This is a genomic window from Micromonospora vulcania (assembly GCF_042658605.1).
Lineage (GTDB): Bacteria > Actinomycetota > Actinomycetes > Mycobacteriales > Micromonosporaceae > Micromonospora > Micromonospora vulcania.
In genome coordinates, this window is sequence record NZ_JBHSQS010000026.1 from 1 (window position 1) to 23592 (window position 23592).

Annotated in this window: 21 protein-coding genes; 7 read left to right on the forward strand and 14 right to left on the reverse strand. The window is 71.4% G+C overall.

Annotation, left to right across the window (positions count from 1 at the left end):
• Positions 1–35 precede the first annotated feature (35 nt).
• The gene (gene miaB / locus ACFQGL_RS27665) at positions 36–1535 is read right to left on the reverse strand and encodes a tRNA (N6-isopentenyl adenosine(37)-C2)-methylthiotransferase MiaB (RefSeq protein WP_377515460.1); all 1500 of its coding nucleotides are present in this window, start codon (positions 1533–1535) and stop codon (positions 36–38) included.
• A gap of 56 nt (positions 1536–1591) precedes the next feature.
• On the opposite strand from miaB, the gene ACFQGL_RS27670 reads away from it, so the two are divergent.
• Positions 1592–1846, forward strand: coding sequence for a DUF2277 domain-containing protein (locus ACFQGL_RS27670; protein WP_377515461.1), 255 nt, complete (start codon positions 1592–1594; stop codon positions 1844–1846).
• A 173-nt stretch (positions 1847–2019) separates the two neighbouring features.
• Here the strand turns inward: ACFQGL_RS27670 and ACFQGL_RS27675 are convergent, their stop codons facing one another.
• Entirely contained in the window at positions 2020–2499 is a 480-nt protein-coding gene (locus ACFQGL_RS27675; RefSeq protein ID WP_377515462.1) for a hypothetical protein, read from the reverse strand.
• A 238-nt stretch (positions 2500–2737) separates the two neighbouring features.
• Positions 2738–3727 (reverse strand): selenide, water dikinase SelD, encoded by a 990-nt coding sequence (gene selD / locus ACFQGL_RS27680; RefSeq protein ID WP_377515463.1) that lies wholly within the window; start codon positions 3725–3727, stop codon positions 2738–2740.
• Between the two features lie 161 nt (positions 3728–3888).
• Between selD and ACFQGL_RS27685 the strand changes: the two genes are divergently transcribed.
• From ACFQGL_RS27685 to ACFQGL_RS27700, 4 genes are all read left to right on the forward strand, one after another.
• Positions 3889–4644, forward strand: coding sequence for an amino acid ABC transporter ATP-binding protein (locus ACFQGL_RS27685; protein ID WP_377515464.1), 756 nt, complete (start codon positions 3889–3891; stop codon positions 4642–4644).
• Between the two features lie 57 nt (positions 4645–4701).
• Complete coding sequence (locus ACFQGL_RS27690) at positions 4702–5568, forward strand: glutamate ABC transporter substrate-binding protein (protein ID WP_377515465.1); 867 nt, start codon at positions 4702–4704, stop codon at positions 5566–5568.
• 84 nt (positions 5569–5652) lie between these two features.
• Positions 5653–6327, forward strand: a complete 675-nt coding sequence (locus ACFQGL_RS27695; protein WP_377515466.1) for an amino acid ABC transporter permease — start codon at positions 5653–5655, stop codon at positions 6325–6327.
• Positions 6327–7217 (forward strand): amino acid ABC transporter permease, encoded by an 891-nt coding sequence (locus ACFQGL_RS27700; protein ID WP_377515467.1) that lies wholly within the window; start codon positions 6327–6329, stop codon positions 7215–7217. The genes ACFQGL_RS27695 and ACFQGL_RS27700 overlap by 1 nt, the downstream gene beginning before the upstream one ends.
• A 60-nt stretch (positions 7218–7277) precedes the next feature.
• On the opposite strand, the gene rny is transcribed toward ACFQGL_RS27700, so the two are convergent.
• The 8 genes from rny to ACFQGL_RS27740 all read right to left on the reverse strand — a co-directional run bounded on the left by rny (position 7278) and on the right by ACFQGL_RS27740 (position 17946).
• Positions 7278–9044 carry a ribonuclease Y gene (gene rny / locus ACFQGL_RS27705; RefSeq protein ID WP_377515469.1) on the reverse strand — a complete coding sequence of 589 codons (1767 nt, stop codon included), beginning with the start codon at positions 9042–9044 and terminating at the stop codon, positions 7278–7280.
• A 1038-nt stretch (positions 9045–10082) separates the two neighbouring features.
• Positions 10083–10790 (reverse strand): 3-keto-5-aminohexanoate cleavage protein, encoded by a 708-nt coding sequence (locus tag ACFQGL_RS27710; protein ID WP_377515471.1) that lies wholly within the window; start codon positions 10788–10790, stop codon positions 10083–10085.
• 25 nt (positions 10791–10815) lie between these two features.
• Positions 10816–11514, reverse strand: coding sequence for a regulatory protein RecX (locus ACFQGL_RS27715; RefSeq protein ID WP_377515472.1), 699 nt, complete (start codon positions 11512–11514; stop codon positions 10816–10818).
• Between the two features lie 14 nt (positions 11515–11528).
• Positions 11529–12575 carry a recombinase RecA gene (recA, locus tag ACFQGL_RS27720; RefSeq protein WP_145784951.1) on the reverse strand — a complete coding sequence of 349 codons (1047 nt, stop codon included), beginning with the start codon at positions 12573–12575 and terminating at the stop codon, positions 11529–11531.
• 184 nt (positions 12576–12759) lie between these two features.
• Positions 12760–12960, reverse strand: a complete 201-nt coding sequence (locus ACFQGL_RS27725; RefSeq protein WP_377515474.1) for a DUF3046 domain-containing protein — start codon at positions 12958–12960, stop codon at positions 12760–12762.
• Between the two features lie 4 nt (positions 12961–12964).
• Positions 12965–14269 carry an MFS transporter gene (locus ACFQGL_RS27730; protein ID WP_377515476.1) on the reverse strand — a complete coding sequence of 435 codons (1305 nt, stop codon included), beginning with the start codon at positions 14267–14269 and terminating at the stop codon, positions 12965–12967.
• A gap of 167 nt (positions 14270–14436) precedes the next feature.
• Entirely contained in the window at positions 14437–16041 is a 1605-nt protein-coding gene (locus ACFQGL_RS27735) for a flavin monoamine oxidase family protein (RefSeq protein ID WP_377515477.1), read from the reverse strand.
• 564 nt (positions 16042–16605) lie between these two features.
• On the reverse strand, positions 16606–17946 hold the full coding sequence (locus tag ACFQGL_RS27740; protein ID WP_377515479.1) for an aminotransferase class I/II-fold pyridoxal phosphate-dependent enzyme: 1341 nt from the start codon (positions 17944–17946) through the stop codon (positions 16606–16608).
• Positions 17947–17980: 34 nt separating this feature from the next.
• On the opposite strand from ACFQGL_RS27740, the gene ACFQGL_RS27745 reads away from it, so the two are divergent.
• Together ACFQGL_RS27745 and leuE are read left to right on the forward strand one after the other, a co-directional pair.
• Complete coding sequence (locus ACFQGL_RS27745) at positions 17981–19222, forward strand: bifunctional pyridoxamine 5'-phosphate oxidase family protein/GNAT family N-acetyltransferase (RefSeq protein WP_377515481.1); 1242 nt, start codon at positions 17981–17983, stop codon at positions 19220–19222.
• Positions 19222–19890: a leucine efflux protein LeuE gene (gene leuE, locus ACFQGL_RS27750; RefSeq protein ID WP_377515483.1), complete on the forward strand. Its 669-nt coding sequence runs from the start codon at positions 19222–19224 to the stop codon at positions 19888–19890. The genes ACFQGL_RS27745 and leuE overlap by 1 nt, the downstream gene beginning before the upstream one ends.
• 136 nt (positions 19891–20026) lie before the next feature.
• Here the strand turns inward: leuE and ACFQGL_RS27755 are convergent, their stop codons facing one another.
• The 3 genes from ACFQGL_RS27755 to ACFQGL_RS27765 all read right to left on the reverse strand — a co-directional run bounded on the left by ACFQGL_RS27755 (position 20027) and on the right by ACFQGL_RS27765 (position 23526).
• Complete coding sequence (locus tag ACFQGL_RS27755; protein WP_377515484.1) at positions 20027–20956, reverse strand: sporulation protein; 930 nt, start codon at positions 20954–20956, stop codon at positions 20027–20029.
• A 156-nt stretch (positions 20957–21112) separates the two neighbouring features.
• Positions 21113–22177 carry a hemolysin family protein gene (locus ACFQGL_RS27760; RefSeq protein ID WP_377515485.1) on the reverse strand — a complete coding sequence of 355 codons (1065 nt, stop codon included), beginning with the start codon at positions 22175–22177 and terminating at the stop codon, positions 21113–21115.
• On the reverse strand, positions 22174–23526 hold the full coding sequence (locus tag ACFQGL_RS27765) for a hemolysin family protein (protein WP_377515486.1): 1353 nt from the start codon (positions 23524–23526) through the stop codon (positions 22174–22176). Before ACFQGL_RS27765 ends, ACFQGL_RS27760 begins: the two co-directional genes overlap by 4 nt.
• Positions 23527–23592: the final 66 nt, after the last annotated feature.

Here is a 23592-nt window from a genome sequence, read left to right on the forward strand (position 1 = left end):
CACGAGCGGGGGGGTGGGGGGTGGGGGGTGGGGGGTTAGTTTGTGGCGCAGCCGGCGGTGGGAGCGGGGGTGGGTGCCGGGGCGCCGATCGTGGGCAGACCGAGCAACACCCCGGGGGTACGCGGGGAACGGCCCGCCTCGGCGGCGTCGCCGGCCCGGGTACGCCGGTGCGACAGTGGCGCGCCGTCGGCGTTGAGGTGGTGCGGGGCGGCGTACGTGACGGCGGTGTGCACGATGTCGCCGGGCCGGATCGACCCCGCGAAGCTGCCCGCGTCGAAGTGCACGAGGCGGCCGTCGCGGGCCCGCCCGGACATCCGGCCGGTCCGCTCGTCCTTGCGGCCCTCACCGACGGCGACCAGCACCTCCACGGTCTCCCCCACCAGGCGCTTGTTCTCCGCCCAGGTGATCTCCTCGACGGTGGCGATCAACCGCTCGTAGCGCTCCTGCACGACCTGCTTGGGGAGCTGGCCGTCCATCGTCGCGGCGGGAGTGCCCGGGCGCTTGGAGTACTGGAAGGTGAAGGCCGAGGAGAAGCGCGCCTCGCGGACCACGTCCAGGGTGCGCTGGAAGTCGGCCTCGGTCTCGCCCGGGAAGCCGACGATGATGTCGGTGGTGATCGCCGCGTCCGGCATGGCCGCACGGACCTTCTCGATGATCCCGAGGTAACGGTCGGACCGGTAGGACCGGCGCATCGCCCGGAGCACGTCGTCGGAGCCGGACTGCAACGGCATGTGCAGCGAGTGGCAGACGTTCGGCGTCTCGGCCATCGCGGCGATCACGTCGTCGGTGAAGTCCTTCGGATGCGGGCTGGTGAACCGGACCCGTTCCAACCCGTCGATGTCGCCACAGGCACGCAGCAGCTTGCCGAAGGCGTACCGGTCGCCGAACTCGACGCCGTAGGAGTTGACGTTCTGCCCGAGCAGGGTCACCTCCAACACGCCCTCGTCGACCAGGGCGCGCACCTCGGAGAGGACGTCGCCGGGGCGGCGGTCCTTCTCCTTGCCGCGCAGGGAGGGCACGATGCAGAACGTGCAGGTGTTGTTGCAGCCAACCGAGATCGAAACCCATCCGGCGTACGTCGACTCGCGCCGGGTGGGCAGCGTGGACGGGAAGACGTCCAGCGACTCCAGGATCTCCACCTCGGCGGCGGCGTTGTGCCGGGCCCGCTCCAGCAGCACCGGCAACGCACCGATGTTGTGGGTGCCGAAGACCACGTCCACCCAGGGTGCCTTGCGGACGATTTCGCCACGGTCCTTCTGGGCCAGGCAGCCACCGACCGCGATCTGCATCCCCGGATGCTTGTCCTTCACGGGGCGCAGATGACCGAGGTTGCCGTAGAGGCGGTTGTCCGCGTTCTCGCGGACGGCGCAGGTGTTGAAGACGACGATGTCCGGGGTGTCGTCGGTCTGCGCCGCGCGCACGTAGCCGGCCTGTTCGAGCAGGCCGGAAATGCGCTCGGAGTCGTGCACGTTCATCTGGCAGCCGTAGGTGCGCACCTGGTAGGTGCGCGCGCTGCCCGCCGCTGCGGTAGTCATGACCAGGACAGCGTATCCGGGTCGGCCGGATCGCCCCGAACCGAGGAGCCCACGACATGTGCCGGAGTATCAAGACGTTGCGTGAGCCGTTCACCCCGCAGGTGACCGAGGCGGACATCGAGGCGGCTGCGTTGCAGTACGTCCGGAAGATCTCCGGCTTCCGGGCACCCGCCGCGCACAACGCCGAAGCGTTCGACGCGGCCGTCGCCGCCGTGACCGAGGCCACCCGCACCCTGCTCGACCAGCTCGTGGTGCGGGGTGCCGGGACGGCTGCCGCGGACCGGCCGGCCGCCGCCGCCAGCCCGAGCTGACCGCCAGCCCTGGCTGCCGCCGGCCCGAGCTGACCGCCAGCCCGAGCTGACCGCCAGCCCGAGCTGACCGCCGGCCTGAACTGACCGCCGGCCCGAGCTGACCGCCAGCCTGAACTGACCGCCGGCCCTGGCCGACCGCGGCGCGGCCGGGCCGACCGGACCCGACCCGGAGGTCAGGCCGCGGCGAGCGCCGGGGCGATCGTGTCGGGTGCCCAGCGCGAGCGGTGGCACTGCGACCAGCCCCGGCAACCCGGGTCGGCCAACGTGCAGAGCCGCTGCCTGCTGAGCACCTCGCCGTCGTCGGTGTCCCGCACGTCGAAGTGCACCGGGCGGACCGTTCCGTCCGGTGCCACGAGCAGGTGCCGGCTGGCGTCGAGCGTGTCGTCGCGCAGCAGGCAGTTGCGGCCCAGTATCCGGGCCAGCGCGGCGATGCCGGCGTGCTCGGAGAGCTGCTCGGGCACCCCGTAACAGTCCACGACCGTCGCGAACTCGCCGGGCGCCTGCCACACGTCGCAGACCACCGCGTACGCCGGCAGTCGGGCCGGGTCGGCCACCGCCAGTGGCATCACCACTCGGCCGAGCGCCTCGGCCAGCGCCGGGTAGACCTCGACGGGTCGAGCCCGGTCGATTCTCCAGTTCCACAGCTCGGTCATTCCGCCTCCTCGCTGCGTTCGTCCCCACCGGCCTCCGGATCGGGCCTTACACACGATGGTGGGGGGCATTTGACCCCAGCCGGGGGCAAGTTACCGGTCTGTGACCATTCCGGGCAAAATTTCCCAGAGCGACGTTGCTCGGAGTAGCGGGAAGGTGACAGTTTATCGGGTACCGTGTGCCGTCCGTACGATCGACTCTCGCCTTTTTCGGCCGCGCACCGGTGCCTCCCGGTCGAGTTCAGCGCAGGACGACCAGGTGCTCGCTCCGGGGCAGCAGCTCACCCACCACGGGCGCACCCGGCAGCTCGCCGGCGACCAGCAGACCGCCGGAGGTCTGCGCGTCGGCCAGCAGCAGCCACTCGTCCTCGCCGACCGCACCGAAGTCGGTCCACGGGGTGACCCAGTCCAGGTTGCGCCGGCTGCCACCGCTCACGTACCCGTCGCGCAGCGCTTCCCGGGCACCGGACAAATAGGGCACCTGGGCGGTGTCGATGGCCACCGTGAGCTGGCTGGCCCGGGCCAGCTTCGAAGCGTGCCCGAGCAGCCCGAAGCCGGTCACATCGGTGCCGCAGCGGATGCCGGCGGCGACCGCCGCGCGAGCGGCGTCCCGGTTGAGCGCGCTCATCGTGGCCACCGCCTCCGGGAAACTCTCGCCGGTGGACTTGTGACGGGTGTTCAGCACACCCACCCCGAGCGGCTTGGTCAACGACAGCGGCACCCCGGCCCGGCCGGCATCGAGGGTGATCAGCTCCTCCGGCCGGACCGTGCCGGTGACCGCGAGACCGTACTTTGGACCGTCGTCGTCCACGCTGTGCCCGCCGGCCAGGTGGCAACCGGCTTCCCGGGCCACGTCCTGACCGCCGCGCAGCACCTCGCGGGCCAGCTCCAGCGGCAGCACGTCGCGCGGCCAGCAGAGCAGGTTGAGCGCGACCAGCGGGGTGCCGCCCATCGCGTACACGTCGGAGAGAGCGTTGGCCGCGGCGATGCGCCCCCAGTCGTACGCGTCGTCGACCACCGGGGTGAAGAAGTCAGCGGTGCTGACGATGCCGGTCCGCTCGTCCAGACGGACCACCGCCGCGTCGTCGCCGTGGTCCAACCCGACCAGCAGCTCGGCGGTGCCGGTAGCCGGCCCGAGACCGGCCACCATGATCTCCAACTCGCCCGGCGGGATCTTGCAGGCGCAGCCACCGCCACGGGCGTAACGGGTGAGGCGTACCGGTTCGGTCATCTGTCAATAATCCCGGTAACGCCGCGCCGACGCCACCGCTGCGACGATCGTGACCGGTGTTACCGCTCCGTGACCCGCTGGGTTGCGTTCCGCCACATCTCGCCGCCTACAGTGGCCGCACCGGGGGTCAACCGACCCCGAGCCGGGAGACGACAGGGACGGTGGACGACGTGACGACGGGCCAACCGCTCATCGTGCTGGATGCGGTCAACAAGTGGTTCGGGCCGCTGCACGTGCTGGACGACGTCTCACTGTCGGTGGGTCGGGGCGAGGTGGTCGTGGTGATCGGCCCGTCCGGCTCCGGCAAGTCGACGCTGTGCCGCGCCATCAACCGACTGGAACCGATCAGCTCGGGCACCATCACCTTCGACGGCCGGCCCCTGCCGGCCGAGGGCAAGCCGCTGGCCAAGCTGCGCAGCGAGGTCGGCATGGTCTTCCAGTCGTTCAACCTCTTCGCGCACAAGACCATCCTGGAGAACGTCACCCTCGGCCCGATCAAGGTCCGCAAGGAGAAGCCGGCCGCCGCCCGCGAGCGCGGCCTGGCCCTGCTCGACCGGGTGGGCATCGCCAACCAGGCCGACAAGTACCCGGCGCAGCTCTCCGGCGGCCAACAGCAGCGGGTCGCGATCGCCCGGGCACTGGCCATGCAGCCCAAGGCGATGCTCTTCGACGAGCCGACCAGCGCCCTGGACCCGGAGATGGTCGGCGAGGTGCTGGACGTGATGACCTCGCTGGCCAGCGACGGCATGACGATGGTCGTGGTCACCCATGAGATGGGCTTCGCCCGGCACGCCGCGAACCGGGTCATCTTCATGGCCGACGGCAAGCTCGTCGAGGACGCGCCCCCGGCTGAGTTCTTCGAGAACCCACGCAGCGAGCGGGCCAAGGACTTCCTCTCCAAGATCCTCACTCACTAGGCGTCCGTTGTGGAGCGCGCCGACGACCGGCGGGTTCCATCGAAGAAGGAGAAAAGCATGCGTATCAAGCGTGTAGCCGCGCTCGCCGCGGTGGCCGCCCTGTCGATCGGGATGTCGGCCTGTGGTGGCGACGAGGGCACCGGCTCCGGCGGGTCGGGCGCCAAGGGCATCGTCGGCAAGGCCGAGAGCCAGAAGAAGCTCGTGATCGGCGTCAAGGCCGACCAGCCGGGCCTCGGTCTGCAGACCGGCAGCCAGTACGAGGGCTTCGACATCGAGATCGGCAAGATCGTCGCCAAGGGCCTCGGCGTCGACGCCAACAACATCGAGTGGAAGACGACGGTCTCCTCCAACCGGGAGCCGTTCATCCAGCAGGGCACCGTCGACCTGGTGGTGGCGACTTACACCATCAACGACGAGCGCAAGCAGAAGGTCAACTTCGCTGGCCCGTACTTCGTCGCCGGTCAGGACCTGCTGGTCAAGTCCGACTCGACCATCACCGGCCCGGAGGGTCTGGACGGCAAGACGGTCTGCTCGGTCTCGGCGTCCACCCCGGCCAAGCGGATCCAGACGGACTACCCGAAGGCCAAGCTGCAGCAGTTCGACGCGTACTCGAAGTGCCTCCCGCAGCTGGAGAGCGGCAAGGTCGACGCGGTGACCACCGACGACATCATCCTCGCCGGCTACGCCGCCCAGACCCAGTACGCCGGCAAGTTCAAGGTGGTCGGCAAGACCTTCTCCAGCGAGCCGTACGGCATCGGCCTGAAGAAGGACGACAAGACCGGCTGCGAGAAGGTCAACGAGATCCTCAAAGCCGCCGCCGCGGACGGCACCTACAAGGCCGCCTGGGACGCCACCCTCGGCAAGAGCGGCAAGGCCGCCCCCGAGCTGGACACCACGAAGCTGACCAACTGCGGCAGCGTCTGACCGGTCCCGGGGGCCGGCACCCGAGCTCGGGTGCCGGCCCCCGGCCCGTGACGACGCCGACGACCTGCCCCCGGGAGCCGACGCATGCACGTATTCGCTGATCCGACGAACTTCGACGCCTACCTGTCGGGATTTCTCTGGATCCTCAAGCTGACCGGCGCGTCGGCGGTGTTCGCGCTGGTGCTCGGCGTGCTGCTCGCCGCCATGCGGGTCTCACCCGTGCCCGTGCTACGCGGCTTCGGCGCTGCCTGGGTCAACACCTTCCGCAACACGCCGCTGACCCTGGTGGTCTTCTTCTGCTACTTCGGGCTCTTCTCCACCCTCGGTCTGACCCTCTCGGACGACCTGGACCTGAACAACTTCTGGCTGGGCGCGATCGGGCTCTCGGTGTACACGGCGGCGTTCGTCTGCGAGGCGGTCCGCTCCGGCGTCAACACCGTACCGGCCGGTCAGGCCGAGGCGGCCCGGGCGATCGGGCTGACCTTCACGCAGACCCTGCGGATCGTCGTGCTGCCGCAGGCCGGACGCTCCGTGGTGGCGCCGCTGGGCAGCATCCTCATCGCGCTCTGCAAGAACGCGACGATCGTCGGCACCATCGGCCTGATGGAGTCCTCGAACGTGATGAAGGATCTGATCAACAGCAACGGCGACGCGGTCATCCCGATCTTCCTGGTCTTCGCCGGCACGTTCGCCGCGTTCCTGATCCCCACCGGCTACCTCTTCGGCTGGCTGGCCAACCGTCTGGCGGTGAAGCGCTGATGAGCGCCAACACGGTTCTCTACGACCACCCCGGCCCCCGGGCCCGGGTCCGTAACGCGGTGCTCAGCGTCGTCTTCGGCGTCGCGCTGGCTGGCCTGCTCTGGTGGGTCTACGCCAAGTTCGATCAGGCCGGGCAGTGGGAGGGCTCGCTCTGGCAGCCCTACACCGAGGCCTCGACCTGGACCCAGTTCATCCTGCCCGGCCTGCGACAGACGCTGTTCGCCGCACTCACCGGCATGGTGCTCTCGCTCGCGTTCGGCATCATCTTCGCGGTCGGCCGACTCTCCGACCGTTGGTGGATCAGCGTCCCGGCCGGTGCGGTGGTCGAGTTCTTCCGGGCCGTACCCTTGCTATTGATGATCTTCTTTATCTTCTACGGCGTGCCGTTCCTCATCCAGGGGCCGGTGCCGGCGTTCTGGGCCGTGGTGATCGGGCTGACGCTCTACAACGGCTCGGTGCTCGCCGAGGCATTCCGCGCCGGCATCCGGTCGGTGCCGAGCGGCCAGGCCGAGGCCGCGTACGCGGTCGGCCTGCGCAAGAGCCAGGTGATGCGGTTGATCCTGATCCCGCAGGCCGCCCGCGCGATGCTGCCCGTCATCGTGAGCCAGCTGGTGGTGCTGCTCAAGGACACCGCGCTCGGCTACATCGTGGCCTTCCCGGAGCTGATGCAACGCGGGGTCAACGACCTCGCCGCCAACCGGGGCAACATCGTCGCGGCCGCGATGGTGGTGGCCGCCATCTACATCGTGATCAACTCACTGCTCAGCATGCTGGCCACGTGGCTCGACCAGCGCGGCAACCGCCGCGCCGGCCGGATGGCCCGCCGGCCCGCGACCGGTGCGGGCCCGACCACGCTCGGCGGCGCCACCGTCCTGGAGCCGCAGGGCTGACCAGCGCCGACGCACCACCGTCGTCCCCGCTCCGACGCTGTTCGGGGCGGGGACGCGCGTTCAGCGGGCGATCTCGGTGACCCGGGACTCGCGGACCACGGTGACCCGGATCTGACCCGGATAGGTCAGCTCCTCCTCGATCTGCTTGGCCACGTCCCGGGCCAGCACGGCCGCCCCGATGTCGTCGACGTCGTCGGGCTTGACCATGACCCGGATCTCCCGGCCGGCCTGCATCGCGAAGACCTTGTCCACGCCGAGCTTGCTGGCCGCGATCTCCTCGATCCGCTCCAGCCGCTTGACGTACGCCTCCAGGCTCTCCCGACGCGCGCCCGGCCGACCGCCGGAACAGGCGTCGGAGGCCTGCGTGAGCACGGCCTCGATGGTCTGCGGCGGCACCTCGTTGTGGTGCGCCTCGATGGCGTGCACCACGTCCTCGTGCTCGCCGTACTTGCGAGCCAGGTCGGCGCCGATGATGGCGTGGCTGCCCTCCACCTCATGGGTGAGCGCCTTGCCGATGTCGTGCAGGAACGCGGACCGCTTGATGGTGGGCACGTCCAGGCGCAGCTCAGCGGCCATGATGCCGGCGATGTGCGCGGTCTCCACCAGGTGCTTGAGCACGTTCTGCCCGTACGAGGTGCGGTAGCGCAGCCGGCCCAGCAAGGTGACCAGCTCCGGGTGGATCTCGGTGATGCCGACCTCGACCAGCGCGTCCTCGGCGGCCCGCTGGCAGAGCTCCTCCACCTCCTGCCGGGCCAGGTCGTAGACCTCCTCGATCCGGTGCGGGTGGATCCGGCCGTCCAGCACCAGCTTCTCCAGGGTGAGCCGGCCGACCTCCCGGCGTACCGGGTCGAAGCAGGACAGCAGCACCGCCTCCGGGGTGTCGTCGATGATCAGGTTGACGCCGGTCACCGACTCGAAGGCGCGGATGTTGCGCCCCTCCCGGCCGATGATCCGCCCCTTCATCTCGTCCCCGGGCAGGTGCAGGACGCTGACCACGCTCTCCGCGGTCTGCTCGCTGGCCACCCGCTGGATCGCGTCCACCACGATGTGTCGGGCCCGCTGCTCGGCGGTGCCGCGCGCGTCGGACTCGATGTCACGTACCAGCAGCGCGGCCTCGCGCTTGGCCTGCGTCTCGATCGCCTCGATCAGCTCCAGCCGGGCGGCATCGGCGGTGAGGCCGGCCACCCGCTCCAGCTCCCGGCGGCGCAGCTCCTCCGACTCGGCCAGTTCGGCCTCGCGTCGGACGAGGCCGGACTCCCGGGCCGCGAGGGCCGCGCTGGCGGCGGTGAGCTGCCGTTCCCGCTCCGCGAACCGCTCGACCTCCTCGGTGTGCAGCCGCTCCCGCTCGTCCATCCGGGCCGCCCGGCGTTCCACCTCCGCAGCCTGTTCCCGGGTGGTGGCGGCGAGCACCGCGACCTCCCGCTCGCCGCTGCGCCGGGCTGCCGTACGCAACTGCTCGGCATCCGCCTCGGCCTGGTTGTGCGCGCGCTCCAACACGGTGTCGGCCTCGGCGCGAGCGTCATCGAGCACCCTGCGCGCCTCGGCGCGAGCCGCCTTCGCCTCGGCCTTCGCCGCCGCCGCCTCGGTACGCGCCGCCGCCGCGGCGGACTTCGCCACGTCGATCGTGCTGTTCGCCTCGTCCGCCGCGTTCCGCAGGGCGGCCAACGACTGCTCCTGGCGGTCCTTCTCGGCGATGAAGGCGGGATCCTCGGGCGCCGGCGCGGTACCCATCCCGCGCAGCGTCCGAACGCCCACCAGCACGGCCCCGACCACCACCACAGCGAGGATCAGGACGGCCACGAGGAGCACGATGTCGAAGGCGTTCATGCCGGAACCCCGTGGGGCCTACCGGTGAACCTGTGCCGCCGCCCCGCCATGGCCGCCTCCCCTGAACGTCGAGACCGCAGCGACCGTGCCGGTGGGCACACTCCTGCGGCTGTGGACGCCCGACCGGAGCGGCTGGCCGTGGGTAGCTCTCTCCGCCGGCGGTGCCCTCGGGCAGCGTCGGCGACCGGGTGCAGTTGTCGCGGCGTCCCGGACCGGCCTGCCCGGGACTGCCGCCAAAGGCCGCGGAGTCGGCCAAAGTGATGCTGTTCTGTTACGCGTTCTATGTTGTGCGCTTAGCCTGCGCTGGTCGGGCAATGTGAGCCTGTATGGCGAGGCTAGGTCGCCGGGGGTGCTCTGGTCAAGGACTCATGATCAAACCCCCCGAACGGAGCGAAGTTGTACCGTCACCCAAAGCTGATGCGGTGTCGGACACGGAAGGACAAACACGGCGAGCCGCCAGCGCCAATCCGGATGTCGTGCCTGTTCAACGACGTCCCTACGACGTGCCAGACCGTCTCTGTGACAACAGCGACCTGTACGCGCAGGTGCCAGCCGCCCCGCGCCCCGCGCCCCGCGCCCCGCGCCCCGCGCCCAAGATCGTGCTCGATCCTGGAAATAGTGGACTCGTTGTCGCGGTGAACCAACTAGATCCTGGATCGAGCACGATCAACGCGCACGATCAGCCGCTTCGGTGCGCCTTCTTGGGCGGGTCGGGACCTGAGCGCATGGTTTGCCGATGAGCGATATACCTCAGAGTCATATTTATACCGCTGAGGCATATTGCTCAGCAGCATGTTGCCCGCTGGACCATTGACGCTCCGTAGTCGGACAGGCCAGCCGAGCCGAGCCATCAGCGCTCGGTGCGACCTCTGCGGTAGAGCGACGAAGCCAAACCGGCCACGCTGCGCCCGCAGGGTTGAACGAGTGGGCCGCCGGCGACCTGATGGCCTACCTGCGCTAACAGCGGAAGGCCACCCAACGGGCCCGCACCACCCGGCGGGCCTGCGCCTTCCGGGCCAGGTCGGGGCCGGCGGTCGTTCAGCGGGCTCCGGCCGCCAGTGCGGCGGCGACCAGCGCGGCGTTGGTTGGTGCCGGTGATCCGTCGGGCAGCAGGAGCGTGTCCTCCAGCCCGATCCGGGTGTGCAGGCCACGGCTGACCGCTTCGGCGAGCACCGCCCACGTCGCCGGCCCCTCAGCGTGCAGAAGCACGGGCAGACTCGTGGCAGTGGGTAGCGCGGCGAGTATCCGCGCCGCGTCGGCCAGCGCCACCGGCACCTCCTCGGCCATGCACTCGACCAGGAGCCGCCCGACCGGCACCCGCCAGGCCCGGTACGCCGTGACCGCGTCGAGCGTCCAGAGCCCCACCTCGACGAGCACACCGCGCTCGTGCAGGGCGGTGGCGACCGCCTCCGCGCCGGGCTCGTGCGCGTTGACCGAGGCGAAGTCGGGCAGCACCTGCCAGGCCCGGACGGCGGACACCCGGGCGGCCGGATCCGGCTCGATCCAGGCCCCGGTGCTCACCCCGACCGGCAACCCTGGCCGGGCGGCCCGGACCGCGTCGAGCGCGGTGGCTATCGCCTCCGGGAGCAGCGACTCGGCGCCGCTCGCGTCCCGGGGGTGGATGTGCACGGCCGTGACACCGAGCGCGGCGCAGCGGACCGCGTCGGCGGCCAACTCCGCCGGGGTGACCGGCACGGCCGGGCGAACGCCCCGGGCACGCCCGCCGTTCAGACACGCCTTCAACATCGGGCCCACACCCCCGCCGGGCCGCTCACTCGATGGTGCGGTTGTCGCGATCGAGCTCGCCCTCGGCATCGGCGAGCGCTTCGGCGTCGATCTGCTCGGCGAACTCGGCCGCTTCGTCGCTCTGCGCGGCGAGCGCGTCCTTCACCGCTCGGATCGCCACGCCGGGCGGGTAGCCCTTGCGGGCCAGCATGCCGACCAGCCGGCGGAAGATCGCGTCGGGCTCACCCCGGGCGGTGCGCAGTTTGCGCTCCACCAGGGCACGCGCGGTCTCCGCCTCGGTCTCCTCGTCCAGCTCGCCCAGCGCCTCGGTGGCAACGTCGCCGTCCACGCCCTTGCGGCGCAGCTCGTTGGCGAGCGCCCGGCGGGCCAGACCACGCCCGGTGTGCCGGCTGGACACCCAGGCTCGGGCGAACGCGGCGTCGTCGATGATGCCGACCTCGTCGTACCGGTCGAGCACCTCGGCCGAGACCTCCTCGGAGATCCCCCGCTTGGCCAGCGCCCCGGCCAGCTCGGCCCTGGTGCGTGGCCGGACGGCGAGCTGGCGCAGGCAGATCTCGCGGGCCACCTCCGACTCGTCGCGAGGTGACCCCGAGGGCTCGGCCGCGTCGGGCGCCTCGGACCGGTCACGGCGCCCCCGACGGGGGCGGGGTGGATCGCTGGCGTCGCCCGTACGGGGCGGACTGGCATCCCAGCCCCGCCCCGTACGGGCGCGTCGTCCTGCCACGGATCAGCGACCGATCAGAAGTCGACCGGCGGCAGCTCGGGGCCACCGGCGGCGTCACCCGCGCCGACCCCGACGCCGAGCTTCTCCAGGATCTTCTTCTCGATCTCGGCCGCCACGTCCGGGTTCTCCTTGAGGAACTCCCGGGCCTTCTCCTTGCCCTGGCCGAGCTGGTCGCCGTCGTACGTGTACCAGGCACCGGACTTGCGGATGATCGCCTGCTCCACGCCGACGTCGATCAGCGAGCCCTCGCGCGAGATGCCCTTGCCGTACATGATGTCGAACTCGGCCTGTTTGAACGGCGCCGCGACCTTGTTCTTCACGACCTTGACCCGGGTGCGGTTACCGACGACGTCGGTGCCGTCCTTGAGGCTCTCGATACGCCGCACGTCGAGACGGACCGAGGCGTAGAACTTGAGCGCCCGACCACCGGTGGTGGTCTCCGGGCTGCCGAACATCACGCCGATCTTTTCCCGGAGCTGGTTGATGAAGATCGCCGTGGTGCCGGTGTTGCTGAGCACACCGGTGATCTTCCGCAGCGCCTGGCTCATCAGCCGGGCCTGGAGACCCACGTGGCTGTCGCCCATCTCACCCTCGATCTCGGCGCGCGGCACCAGGGCCGCCACCGAGTCGATCACGATGATGTCGAGCGCGCCGGAGCGGATCAGCATGTCCGCGATTTCCAGCGCCTGCTCGCCGGTGTCCGGCTGGGAGACCAGCATCGCGTCGGTGTCGACACCGAGCGCCTTCGCGTACTCCGGGTCGAGCGCGTGCTCGGCGTCGATGAAGGCCGCGATGCCGCCGGCCCGCTGGGCGTTGGCCACCGCGTGCAGTGCCACGGTCGTCTTACCGCTGGACTCCGGGCCGTAGACCTCGACCACCCGGCCACGCGGCAGGCCGCCCACACCGAGCGCGACATCGAGCGCGATGGAGCCGGTCGGGATCACGGCGGTCTGGATGACCGGCCGCTCCCCCAGCCGCATCACCGAGCCCTTGCCGAATTGCTTGTCGATCTGAGCGAGAGCAAGGTCTAGCGCCTTCTCCCGGTCAGGCCCTGCTGCCATGGTTGCCACCCCTGCCTTCGCCGGCGTCTTTGCTGAGCTTCGCGTCACGCGGACACGCTAGGCGCTAGGTCCGACAGAAAACCAGCCGACGGGCCGCGAGCTGTGGACGAGCACCCCGCTGTGGACAATAGCCGAACAGGTGTACGACTGGAGAAGCGACACGCGGAAGCGGGGAAAAGGCTGCTCAGCGTAGTCGCGCGGGCACGCGGTCGGGGTACGCGGCACAGACCGCCCGCCACACCACGTGCGCCTGTTCCCCCGACGCCAGGGCCTGCTCGATGGTCCGCCCGTCGAGCTGGGACAGCACCTGGTCGCGGGCGATGCTGGCCGCGTAGCCAGGCCCGAACGCCTCCTCCAGCCGCGCCCAGAAGTCGGTCAGCCGCACGTGTTCAGCCCTCCTCGTCCGGTGCCCCGGTCGGCACCGGCCGCAACGCTAGCGCCACCAGGGGCACCGTTGCGACCGCCGCGAGCAGGGTGAGCACCGGATAACCGGCGACCTGCATGACAAACCCGCTGACCATGGCCGCGCCGGCGCCGGCCAGCCCCATGGTCAGGTCGGACAGCCCCTGCACGCTCGGCCGCACACCGGCCGGCACCGACTCGGAGAGCAACGTCGAGCCGGCGACCATGGTGCCCGACCAACCCAGCCCGAGCAGGGCCAGGCCGACCGAGAGCCGGGGCGTGTGGTGCCCGGCGGTGCCGGCGACCGCGCAGGCGGCCAGCAGCAGCCCGACCCCGCCGAGGATCACGACCCGCCGGCCGAGCCGGTCGGTGAGCCAGCCGACCAGCGGGGAGAACGCGTACATGCCGGCGATGTGCACGCTCAGCACGATGCCGACCAGTCGCAGCACGTCGGCGTCACCGTGCGACTCACCGAGCCGGACCGGGGTCATCGCCATCACGGCCACCATCACCAGGTGGCCGACCGCCACCGCGGCGATGCCGAGTCGGGCAGCGGGCTGTCCGCGTACCACCGACCAGGCCGACCGCATCCCGGCGCCGCGCGGCGCGCGCAGCCCGACCGGCGCGGCGGCCGGTGCGTCGCCCGCCGCGAGCCGGCGGGCGGTGAGCAGCGGGTCGGGCCGGAGAAACCCGAGGAGTACGCCGGCAGCCAGCACGAACGCGGCCGCGCTGAACGCGAACGGGCCGGCCAGCGGCGGCAGCCCCCAGCCGGTGGTGACCCGATCGGCCAGCGCGGCGAAGTTCGGCGCGGCCACCGCGCCGATGGTGGTGGCCCAGACGATCATGGAGAGCTGCCGGGCCCGACGAGCCGGCTCGGCGAGGTCCACCGCCGTGTAGCGGGCCTGCAGGTTCGCGGCGGTGCCCCCGCCGAAGAGCAGCATGCCGAGGAAGAGCAGCGGCACCGAGCGGGTCGCCGCCGCGAGCACCACCAGCAGGCCGCCGATGGCACCGACCGCGTACGCCACCGCCAGGCCGGGGCGGCGACCGTGCCGCGTCATGATCCGGGTGACCGGGACGGCGAGCAGCGCCGCACCGACCACTCCGGCGCTCTGCGCCAGGCCGGCCACCGCGGTGCCGGCGATCCGGGCGGCGAGCAGAGCGCCGACCGAGATCCCGATGGTCACGCCGATGCCGCCGACGATCTGGGTGGTGAAGAGCAGCCGCAGGGTACGCCGCTGGATCGGCGCGACATCGGGCCGGACGGGACGCGGCGCGGTCAGGTCGGTTGCCATCGGCGCTCCTCAGGACGGGGTTGCCCCATCCTCGCGCACTCCTCGGTCGGTCGACGCCTGCGGGCGACTGGACGATTGGAAGGGACCCTTCCTATCGCCTGGGCGATAGGAAGGGTCCCCTGCTAACGGTGGATCAGCACTAACGGTGGATCAGCGCCAACGGTGGATCAGCCGGCCATCACCCGCTGGTGCAGCGCGGAGACCGCCGAACGGGCCGCGACGAACGCACCGTGCTGCCAGGCCACCTCGTGGCTCAGCCAGTCACCGGCGAAGTAGACCCGGCCGGCCGGCTTGAGCAGCAGGTTGTAGCCGGGCGTGCCGTACCGGGGCGAGGTCCAGCCGCCCTCGATGTAGCGGGTCCGGTCCCAGGCGTGGGAGTACGAGGTGACCAGTTCGCTGCGGTACTTGTCGCCGTGGATCTTCACACCCTGGCTGATCGCGCGCTCCCTGCGCTGCTCCGGCGTGAGCACGCTGTACGCCTTGGCGTTCGTCCCGGTGTTGTAGTAGCCGACGACCAGGCCGCGCTTGGCGTGGAAGCCGTACGACGGGTACCAGATGTGCGACAGGTCCAGGTCGGTCTCGGTGATCCCGCCGTAGATCCGCTGGTCGTTCTCCCACCAGCGACTGCGGTACTCCAGACCGATCTTTCCGGCCGCGGTGACCGGGAAGTCGGCCAGGGCGGCGGTCACGTCGGTGCCGAGGTTGTGCGGTACCCGGGCCATCAGGTGCGGCGGCAGCGCCGCCACGCAGTAGTCGGCGGTGATCTGCGCGTCCCGGCCACCCTGCCGGTAGGTCACCTCGACCTTGCCGCCCCGGTCGGTCACACCGGTCACCTCGGCGTTGAGACGGATCCGACCCGTGCCCACGGCCTTGGCCAGCGCCCGCGGAATCTGGTCCATCCCGCCCACCGGCTGGAACATCAGCATCGCCTGGTCGTAGCCGAACTCGAAGGAGAAGTACCGGCCGACGTTGCTGGCGAAGACGTCGGCGAGCGCCGGTGGCGTGCCGAGCAGGGTTCCCTCGTCATTACCCGCGCCCGGATACGCCGAGAAGCCGCGACGGTTGGTCCCGGTGTACGCCCAATCGCTGGTACGTCCGCCGATCGCACCGAAGCTCTGCAGGAACGACAGCACCCGTTCGCGGTCGGTGGCGGTGAGCTGGCTGTCCAGCGCGCCCTGATCGGTGGCCCGGGCGAGCAGTTCCGAGACGTAGCCGTACACGTCGGCCTTGGCGGTCCGGTACCGGACCGGCTTGGTCATGCCGGCGGACTCGTTGTAGATCCAGGCGTCGGCGTTCTGGTTGGTGAAGGCCTCGATGGGCACACCGAGTTCCCGGCAGTAGTCCAGGGTGACCATCCACTGCGCGATCCGACCCGGCCCGGCGTTCATGTACACGCCGTCGGAGAAGGTGGCCCGCTGGGTGTGTCCATCAAGGTCGGTCTCGACATCGCCGCCCCGGATGGTCAGGTTCCGCCCACCCACGCGGTGCCGCGCCTCGATGATCGTGCACTTGTACCCGGCCTTGCCCAGCTCGTACGCCGTGGTGAGCCCGGCGATGCCGCCGCCGAGGATGACCACGCTGGCACCCGACCTGCCGGTCAGGGTGAAGTCGGAGCGCTCCGGTGCCCGGAATGACGGGGCCGTCGACGCAGCCGCGCTGGGAGCGAGACCCATGGCGCCCATGGTGGCGAGCATCGCGCCAGCCCCACCGCTGACTCCGACCGCACGCAGGAATCCCCGCCGGCTGACTGTCGACTGTGCCTGATCACTCATTACGTCTCCCTACAAGATCGACTCATCGCCGAGTCTGCAGAGGACCTGTTACAAGATCGCGCCAATGTCGTTTCGAGGAGGTATCGCCGTCACCGCGCGTGGTGGCGCTGCCGTCCGCGCCTCAACGGCAGGCCAGGGTCAGCAGACCCCCGGCGCAGCTTCAGCCGGGCAGCCCGAGCGGCATCACCTGCAAGATCTACATGCTTTTCGCGGAAAGCATGCCTTGCATCACGTGGAGGCGGCACTTCCTCGGAGGTTTTACGGATCTTGAGCGTCAGTCGGCGGGGCGCATGGACGTGAGGTGAATTTCTGGAGCGCCCATCCCGAGGGTTGGGCTCTCGATCCATGCAGTTACGGACGGTCACCTTCGCCCCGAGGGCCGGGGTCAGTAGCCGTTGCCTCCACCGTCGCCACCGGACGCGATCGCGATCAGCGCGATCACGATCACCACGATCACCAGGATCACCGCGATCCAGATTCCTTTGCGCGTACCACCTGAAGCCATCGTCAGCCCACCTCCGGCGCCCCGCATACCCGCCCCGTCCGCCTCGAATCGCCGGGCTGTCAGGTCGGGAAGCCGGGGGGCGGGGTCGGGTGGGTGGACCGGGCCAGGGCCGCGGCCAACGGGGCCAGGTCGGCAGGAGTCAACGGGCTGAGAGTGATGCGGAGGGCGGGTGGGGCGGCGATCCGGTAGAGCGCGCCGGGAGCCACCGCCCAGCCGGCGTCGCGCAGGGCGGTGACCGCGCTGGTCTCGTCCGCCACCGGTAGCCAGACGTTGAGCCCGGTGCGGCCGTACGCGGTCAGGCCGTGCTCGGCGAGCGCGGCCAGCAGCCCGGTCCGCCGTCGGTCGTAGCTCTCCGCGGCCCGCTCCACCAGGTCGGTGACCGCCGGGTCCTGCCACAGCGCGAGAACCAGCCGTTGCAGCACGGTGGAGACCCAGCCGGCGCCGACCCGCGTCCGGCCCGTCACCCGGGCCACCGTGGTCTCGTCGCCGACCAGCACGGCCAGCCGCAGGTCCGGGCCGAAGGGCTTGCTCACCGACCGCAGGAAGGCCCAGCTCTCGGTCGCGCCGGCCAGCGAGTGCAGCGGTACGCGGGCCAGCTCGGCGGCGTGGTCGTCCTCGATCAGCAGCAGGTCCCGACGGCCGGCGAGCAGTGCCCGCAGCTCGTCGGCCCGGGTGGCCGAGACGGCCGCGCCGGTCGGGTTCTGCGCCCGGCTGGTGACGACCAGCGCACGCGCACCGGCGGCCAGCGCGGCGGCCACCCCGGCCACCAACGGCCCGTCGTCGTCCACCGGTACGCCGATCGGCCGCAGCCCCAGCGCGGCGACCAGGTCGAGCAGGTTGGCCCAGCCCGGATCCTCCACCGCCACCGCGTCGCCGGGGCGCAGGTGAGCGCCGAGCAGCCGCTCGATGCCGTCCAGCGCACCGCCGGTGAGGGTCAGCTCGCCGGCCGGTACGCCGTCCGCGCTCAGCCGGGCCCGGGCCGCCGCGGCCAGCTCGGGCAGTACGCCGGCGTCGGAGTAACCGACCGGCGGGTCGGCTACGGCTGCGAGCGCCGCCAGGTGTGGGCCGAGCGGGGGCAGCAGCCGACGGTCGGGCTCACCCAGCGACAAATCACGGGCACCGGGCGGCGGGGTGGGGCGCAGCGCGGAGCGCCGCGCGGCCACCGGGGGCCGGGGACGGACCCGGGTGCCGTGCCGACCCGCGGTGGCGAGCAGCCCGCGCTGGCGCAGCTCCTGGTAGGCGCGGGCGACGGTGGCCGGGCTGACGCCCAGCTCGGCGGCGAGCGCACGGACGGCCGGCAGGGCGACGCCGGGCGGCAGGGCACCGGTACGGATGCCCGACTCGATGCTGGCCGAAATCGCGACGGCCGTCGCGCCGGTGAACTGATAGCGTGCTGACACAAATTGGAGATTGTACTAGAACAAAGGGGGGAACATGTACCCACCCACCGCCCGGACCACCCCCAACCGCTCCCGCGACATGATGAGCTACGACCGGACGGCCGCACACGCCGTGCTCGACGAGGCGTACCACTGCGCCCTCGGGTTCACCGTCGACGGCGAGCCACGGGTGCTGCCCACCCTGCACGTCCGCATCGGCGACACGCTCTACCTGCACGGCTCCACGGGCAGCCGGCCGTTGCTCGCCGCCCGGGGCGACGGGCTGCCGGTCTGTGTCTCGGTGACCCTGCTGGACGGGTTGGTCTACGCCCGTTCGCAGTTCCACCACAGCGCCAACTACCGCTCGGTGGTCGCGCTCGGCACCGCCCGGCTCGTCACCGACGAGCGGGAGAAGACCGCGATGCTCACCGCGCTGGTGGAGAAGGTCGCCGCCGGACGGAGCACGGACAGCCGTCCACCGAGCCGGCGGGAGCTGGCCGAGACCGCGGTACTGGCGCTGCCGCTGCGCGAGGTGGCGGTCCGGTCCCGCACCGGTGGGGTACGCGAGGACGAGGCCGACCTGCACCTGCCGCACTGGGCCGGCGTACTGCCGTTGCGGCTGACCGCCGGGCTGCCGGAACCGGCCGCCGGGGTGACCGCGCCGCTGCCGGCGTACCTGCGGGCGGCCCGTACGCCGTGGCACGACCCGGCGCCGATGGCCGGTGCGCACGTTTGGCTGGAGCCGCTGGACCTGGCGCACGCCGACGAACTGCACGCCGCAACCGCCGAGGAGGAGGTCTGGCGGCACCTCGGCATCGCGCTGCCGACCGAACCGGCCGGGACGGCCGCGGTGGTCGCCGGCGCGCTGGCCGCCCAGCACCGGGGGGAACGGGTGCCCTGGGTGCAGCGCTGTGCGGTGACCGGCGCGGTGGTCGGGACGACGTCGTACTACGAGATCGATCCGGAACGGCGTTCGGTGGCGATCGGGCACACCTTCCTCGGCCGGCCGTGGTGGCGTACCGGAATCAACACCGAGGCGAAGCTGCTACTGCTCGGCCGGGCCTTCGACGAGTTGGGCGCGGTACGGGTGGCGTGGCACACCGACCTGCGCAACGAGCGCTCGCAGGCGGCCATCGAACGGCTCGGCGCGACCCGCGAGGGGGTGCTGCGGATGCACCGGCAGCGATCGGACGGCTCGTGGCGGGACACCGTGCAGTACGCGATGACCGTCGACGAGTGGCCGAACGCACAGGTCAGGCTGCGAGAAAGACTTCGCCGTACGGCACCGGTGGCGTGATGATGGCGGGCGTGCTGGGGATCACCGACATCTGGACGTACGTGCTGGGCACCGTGGCCATCATCCTGCTGCCCGGGCCGAACTCACTCTTCGTGCTCTCCACCGCGGCCAAACGGGGCGTGGCGGTCGGCTACCGGGCCGCGGCGGGAGTGTTCGTCGGCGACGGGGTGCTGATGTTCCTCTCCGCTGCCGGGGTGGCGTCGCTGCTGAAGGCGTACCCGCCGCTGTTCATGGTGATCAAGTACGCCGGTGCCGCGTACCTCGGTTATGTCGGGTTGACCATGCTGCGCGGCGCCTGGCGGCGCTGGCGCGACCGCAACGACCCCAGCACGCCGCGGCTCATCGACGCCGCGGAGCCGGCGGCGATGCGCAGCCCGTTCCGCAAGGCGCTGGTGATCAGCCTGCTGAACCCGAAGGCGATCCTGTTCTTCATCTCGTTCTTCATCCAGTTCGTCGACCCCGACTACGCGTGGCCGGCGCTGTCGTTCCTGCTGCTCGGATTGATCGCCCAGGTGACCAGCGCGCTCTACCTGACCGCGTTGATCTTCGCGGGCACGTTCCTGGCGACGCAGTTCCGCCAGCGGCGTCGGCTCGCCGTCGGTGGCACCACCGCCGTCGCCGCCCTCTTCCTCGCCTTCAGCCTCAAGCTCGCTACCGCCTCGGTGTAAGGAAGGGCACCTTGTTAACGCCTGAGGTATAGCAAGGGTCCCCTCCTAACACCGGCGGCGCGCAGAGCAAGCACGCGTCGCGCAGAGCAAGCACGCGTCGCGCAGAGCAAGCACGCGGCGCGCAGAGCCGGCTGGCTCAGGTGCCGTCGCCGCCGGAGCCGCCGCCACCCACGCCCGCGCTGCCGGCGGTGCCGCCCAGGCCGAAGCCGGGCTGGACCGGCTCGTCGGGGTGGCGACTGACCCGGGCGGACTCGTTCACGCGAGCGGACCAGTCGGCGCCCGAAGCGGCCGCCGCATGCCTGTTGATCGCCATCCGCAGCCAACCGTCCACGGTGGCGACCCAGTCCCGCCGGTCGGCGTCCGCATGCCAGATCCGGAACCGGCTGATGCTCTGGTGGGTGATCCCGGCCAGCGCCAGTCGGCGGTCCACCCAGAGGATCACCTCCAGGCCCGCCGAGTTGGTCACGAAGATCACCTCCAGCTCGGTCATCGGGCCGGCATACAGCGGCGCCGCCCAGTAACCCCACCGCTGGTGCAGCGGCAGGGTCTGCTCCACGCCCGGCAGGCCGCCCTGCTGCAACCCGGCCTGACGGATCTGGAAACCCAGCGTCGCCAGCGTCGCCAGCACGTACTGCTGGGTGGGGACGGGGTGCACGACGACCGGCACCATCGCGCCCTGGTCCAGCTCCGGATCGACGGACACCTCGGTCCGCAGACCCATCCGCAGGCTCAACAGCGGCACCCCGCCGAAGGTGGTCACCGGGGTCTCCCACGGCATTGGCAGCGCGAAGTCGACCGCCCGCCGCCGGCCGGCCGGTACGACGAACCGGCCGGCGATCGGCACCTGGTGGAACTGCATCAGCCGCTTGGCGGCGTTCGGGTCGTCCGGCTCGACCGTGGTGACCAGGCCGAGCCGGACGTGCCGTACCAGCACGTCGTCCGGCCCGGCCGCCACCGTCACCCGACCCGGGAGGCGCAGGCCCGGTCGGGTACTTGGGTTGTCGAGCGTGGTCTGCACGGACAGCCCCGTCCAGCGGGACTCCCGGGACACCCCCGTCAGCCGCACCGCTGCCCCCTCCGGCACGGGACCCCGGTGGTCCCGCACCCGGCACGCCTACCCGGTCGAGGTCACCTCAGTCCCGCCGCGCCGGCCCTACCGAAACCACCGCGCCGGAACTGCCGAAGCCGCCGCGCCGGAACTACCGAAACCGCCGCGCCGGCCCTACCGGAGCCGCCGCCCGCGCGGCACGGTGTCGGTCTCGTCGTCGAACTCACCGATGACCTCCTCCAGGAGGTCCTCCAACGCCACGAAACCGATCGGTCGGGCTGGGCCGCCCCCGTTGCGTACCAGCGCGAGCTGGGACTGTCGGGCGCGCATCGCGGCCACCGCCTCGGTGACCGAGGACGTCGCCGGCAGCGTGAACGCGGGCGTCATCAGCTCCCCGGCGGTGGCGACGCGGCCGGTGGTGACCACCCGCACCGCCTCCCGGACGTGCACCAGGCCACAGACGTCGCCCGCCGGGTCCAGCACCGCCAGCCGGGACCGGCCGCTGTCCCGGCTGATCTGCTCGATTCGCTCGGCCGGGTCGTCCCGACGGACCGTGACCATGGTGGCGAACGGCTCCATCACCTGCGCCACCGAGGTGCCCTGCAACTCCAGCATGCTGGTGAGCAGCTGGTGCTGTTCCGCGCCGAGCAGCCCGTGCTCACGGGACTGCTCCAGCAGGATCCGCAGCTCGTCCGGGCCGTGCACCTGGGCGAGCTGATCCTGCTGGTTGACGCCGACCAGCCGCAGGATCGCGTTGGCCAGCGCGTTGAGCGCGGAGAGCACCGGCCGGGCCACCCGGGCGAAGCCGCGGAACGGCAGCGCGAGCAGCGTCGCCGAGCGCTCCGCGTCGGTGATGGCCCACGACTTCGGCGCCATCTCCCCCACCACCAGGTGCAGGAAGGTGACCAACCCGAGCGCGAAGAGCAGGGCGATCACGTGGCTGGCCGCGTCCGGCAGCCCGACCGCGTGCAGCAACGGGCTGACCAGGTGCTCGATCGCCGGCTCGGCCAGCGCGCCGAGTCCCAGGGTGCACAGCGTGATGCCGAGCTGGGCACCGGCCAGCATCAGCCCCAGCTCGCGTACGCCGTCCAGCGCGGCCCGCGCCGCGCGACCGCCGGTGGCCGCCGCCTGCTCCAGGCGGTACCGCTTACTGGCCACCAGGGCGAACTCGGCGGCCACGAAGAACCCGTTCAGCGCCAGCAGGACCACCGAGCTGAACAGCGCGACCCCGGGGCTCATGAGAGCCGCCCCTCGGTCAGCTGCAGCCGAACCGAATCGGCGACGTGCCGGTCCACCGCCAGCACCTCGACCAGTGCCCGGGGCTCCAGCTCGCCGTCCTCGGCGTCGGCGCCCTCGGGCAGCAGGCTGATCTCCAGCCGGTCGCCGACCTCCGGTACCCGGCCCAGTTCCCGCATGACCAGGCCGGAGAGGGTGTCGTACTCCGGGGCCTCGGGCAGCGAGATACCGGTGCTGTCGGCGACCTCGTCGATCCGCCAGCGGGCCGGCACCACCCAGGAACCGTCGTCCTGTCGGGCCGGCTCCCGGTCCGGCGGGTCGTCCTCGTCGCGGATCGGGCCGACCAGCTCCTCGGCGATGTCCTCCAGGGTGATCACGCCGGCGAAACCGCCGTACTCGTCGACCACGCAGGCCATCTGCCGGTGCCCGGACCGCAGCCGGTCCAGCACCGTCGGCAGCGGCAACGTCTCCGGCACCAGCAGCGGCGGCCCGGCCACCGCGCTCACCGGGGTGGTGGCGCGCTCCGCCGGGGGTACGCCGAGCACGTCGGCGATGCCGACGACGCCGACCAGGTCGTCGACGCCCTCCGCGCCGCGCACCGGGAACCGGGAGTGCCCGCTGTCCAGCAGCTCGACGACCCGGCTGACCGGATCGTGCGCCCGTACGGTGTGCACGTCGACGCGGGGCACCATGGCCTCGCCGGCGGTCAGCTCGCGGAAGTCCAGTCCGCGGTCGAGCAGCGTGGACATCTCGGCGTCCAGGCTGCCCTCCTCCCGGGACTCGGCGATGATCTGCTCCAGGTCGGCCGGTGTGGCCCCGCTGGGCAGCTCCTCGATCGGCTCGATGCCGACCCGGCGCAGCAGCCGTACCGACGCCCGGTCGAAGAGCCGGATCACCGGCCCGGCGACGGTCAGGTACATCAGGGTGGACCTGCTCAGCGCCCTTGCCAGCGGCTCGGCCCGGGCGATGGCGAGGTTCTTGGGTGCCAGCTCACCGAGCACCATCTGCACCACGGTGGCGATGATCAGGGCGAGCCCGACCGACAGCGGCAGGCTGACCCTCTCGCTGACGCCGGCCACGCCGAACAGGTCGGCGAGGCCGCCACCGAGGTACGGCTCGGCGACGTAACCGACCAGCAGCGCGGTCACGGTGATGCCCAGCTGCGCGCCGGAGAGCATGAAGGAGAGCCGGCTGGTGACGGTCAGGGCCCGGGCAGCGGCCGGATCGCCGTCATCGGCGAGCTGGCGGAGCTTGCCCCGGTCCACGGCGACGTAGCCGAACTCCTGCGCCACGAAGTAACCGGTGGCGGCGGTGAGCACGATGATCAAGAGAAGACCGACGACGATCAGCACGGGTAGCTCAGGGCTCCCGGGGTCGTCGGGACGGGGATGTGCCGGGCACGACCCGGCTGGCTACTG

What these genes read in the sequence shown, in the direction of transcription:
- miaB (WP_377515460.1), bottom strand. Translation starts at nt 1,535, where the DNA reads ATGACTACCGCAGCGGCGGGCAGCGCGCGCACCTACCAGGTGCGCACC.
- ACFQGL_RS27670 (WP_377515461.1), top strand. Translation starts at nt 1,592, where the DNA reads ATGTGCCGGAGTATCAAGACGTTGCGTGAGCCGTTCACCCCGCAGGTG.
- ACFQGL_RS27675 (WP_377515462.1), bottom strand. Translation starts at nt 2,499, where the DNA reads ATGACCGAGCTGTGGAACTGGAGAATCGACCGGGCTCGACCCGTCGAG.
- selD (WP_377515463.1), bottom strand. Translation starts at nt 3,727, where the DNA reads ATGACCGAACCGGTACGCCTCACCCGTTACGCCCGTGGCGGTGGCTGC.
- ACFQGL_RS27690 (WP_377515465.1), top strand. Translation starts at nt 4,702, where the DNA reads ATGCGTATCAAGCGTGTAGCCGCGCTCGCCGCGGTGGCCGCCCTGTCG.
- ACFQGL_RS27695 (WP_377515466.1), top strand. Translation starts at nt 5,653, where the DNA reads ATGCACGTATTCGCTGATCCGACGAACTTCGACGCCTACCTGTCGGGA.
- ACFQGL_RS27700 (WP_377515467.1), top strand. Translation starts at nt 6,327, where the DNA reads ATGAGCGCCAACACGGTTCTCTACGACCACCCCGGCCCCCGGGCCCGG.
- rny (WP_377515469.1), bottom strand. Translation starts at nt 9,044, where the DNA reads ATGAACGCCTTCGACATCGTGCTCCTCGTGGCCGTCCTGATCCTCGCT.
- ACFQGL_RS27710 (WP_377515471.1), bottom strand. Translation starts at nt 10,790, where the DNA reads ATGTTGAAGGCGTGTCTGAACGGCGGGCGTGCCCGGGGCGTTCGCCCG.
- recA (WP_145784951.1), bottom strand. Translation starts at nt 12,575, where the DNA reads ATGGCAGCAGGGCCTGACCGGGAGAAGGCGCTAGACCTTGCTCTCGCT.
- ACFQGL_RS27730 (WP_377515476.1), bottom strand. Translation starts at nt 14,269, where the DNA reads ATGGCAACCGACCTGACCGCGCCGCGTCCCGTCCGGCCCGATGTCGCG.
- ACFQGL_RS27735 (WP_377515477.1), bottom strand. Translation starts at nt 16,041, where the DNA reads ATGAGTGATCAGGCACAGTCGACAGTCAGCCGGCGGGGATTCCTGCGT.
- ACFQGL_RS27745 (WP_377515481.1), top strand. Translation starts at nt 17,981, where the DNA reads ATGTACCCACCCACCGCCCGGACCACCCCCAACCGCTCCCGCGACATG.
- leuE (WP_377515483.1), top strand. Translation starts at nt 19,222, where the DNA reads ATGATGGCGGGCGTGCTGGGGATCACCGACATCTGGACGTACGTGCTG.
- ACFQGL_RS27760 (WP_377515485.1), bottom strand. Translation starts at nt 22,177, where the DNA reads ATGAGCCCCGGGGTCGCGCTGTTCAGCTCGGTGGTCCTGCTGGCGCTG.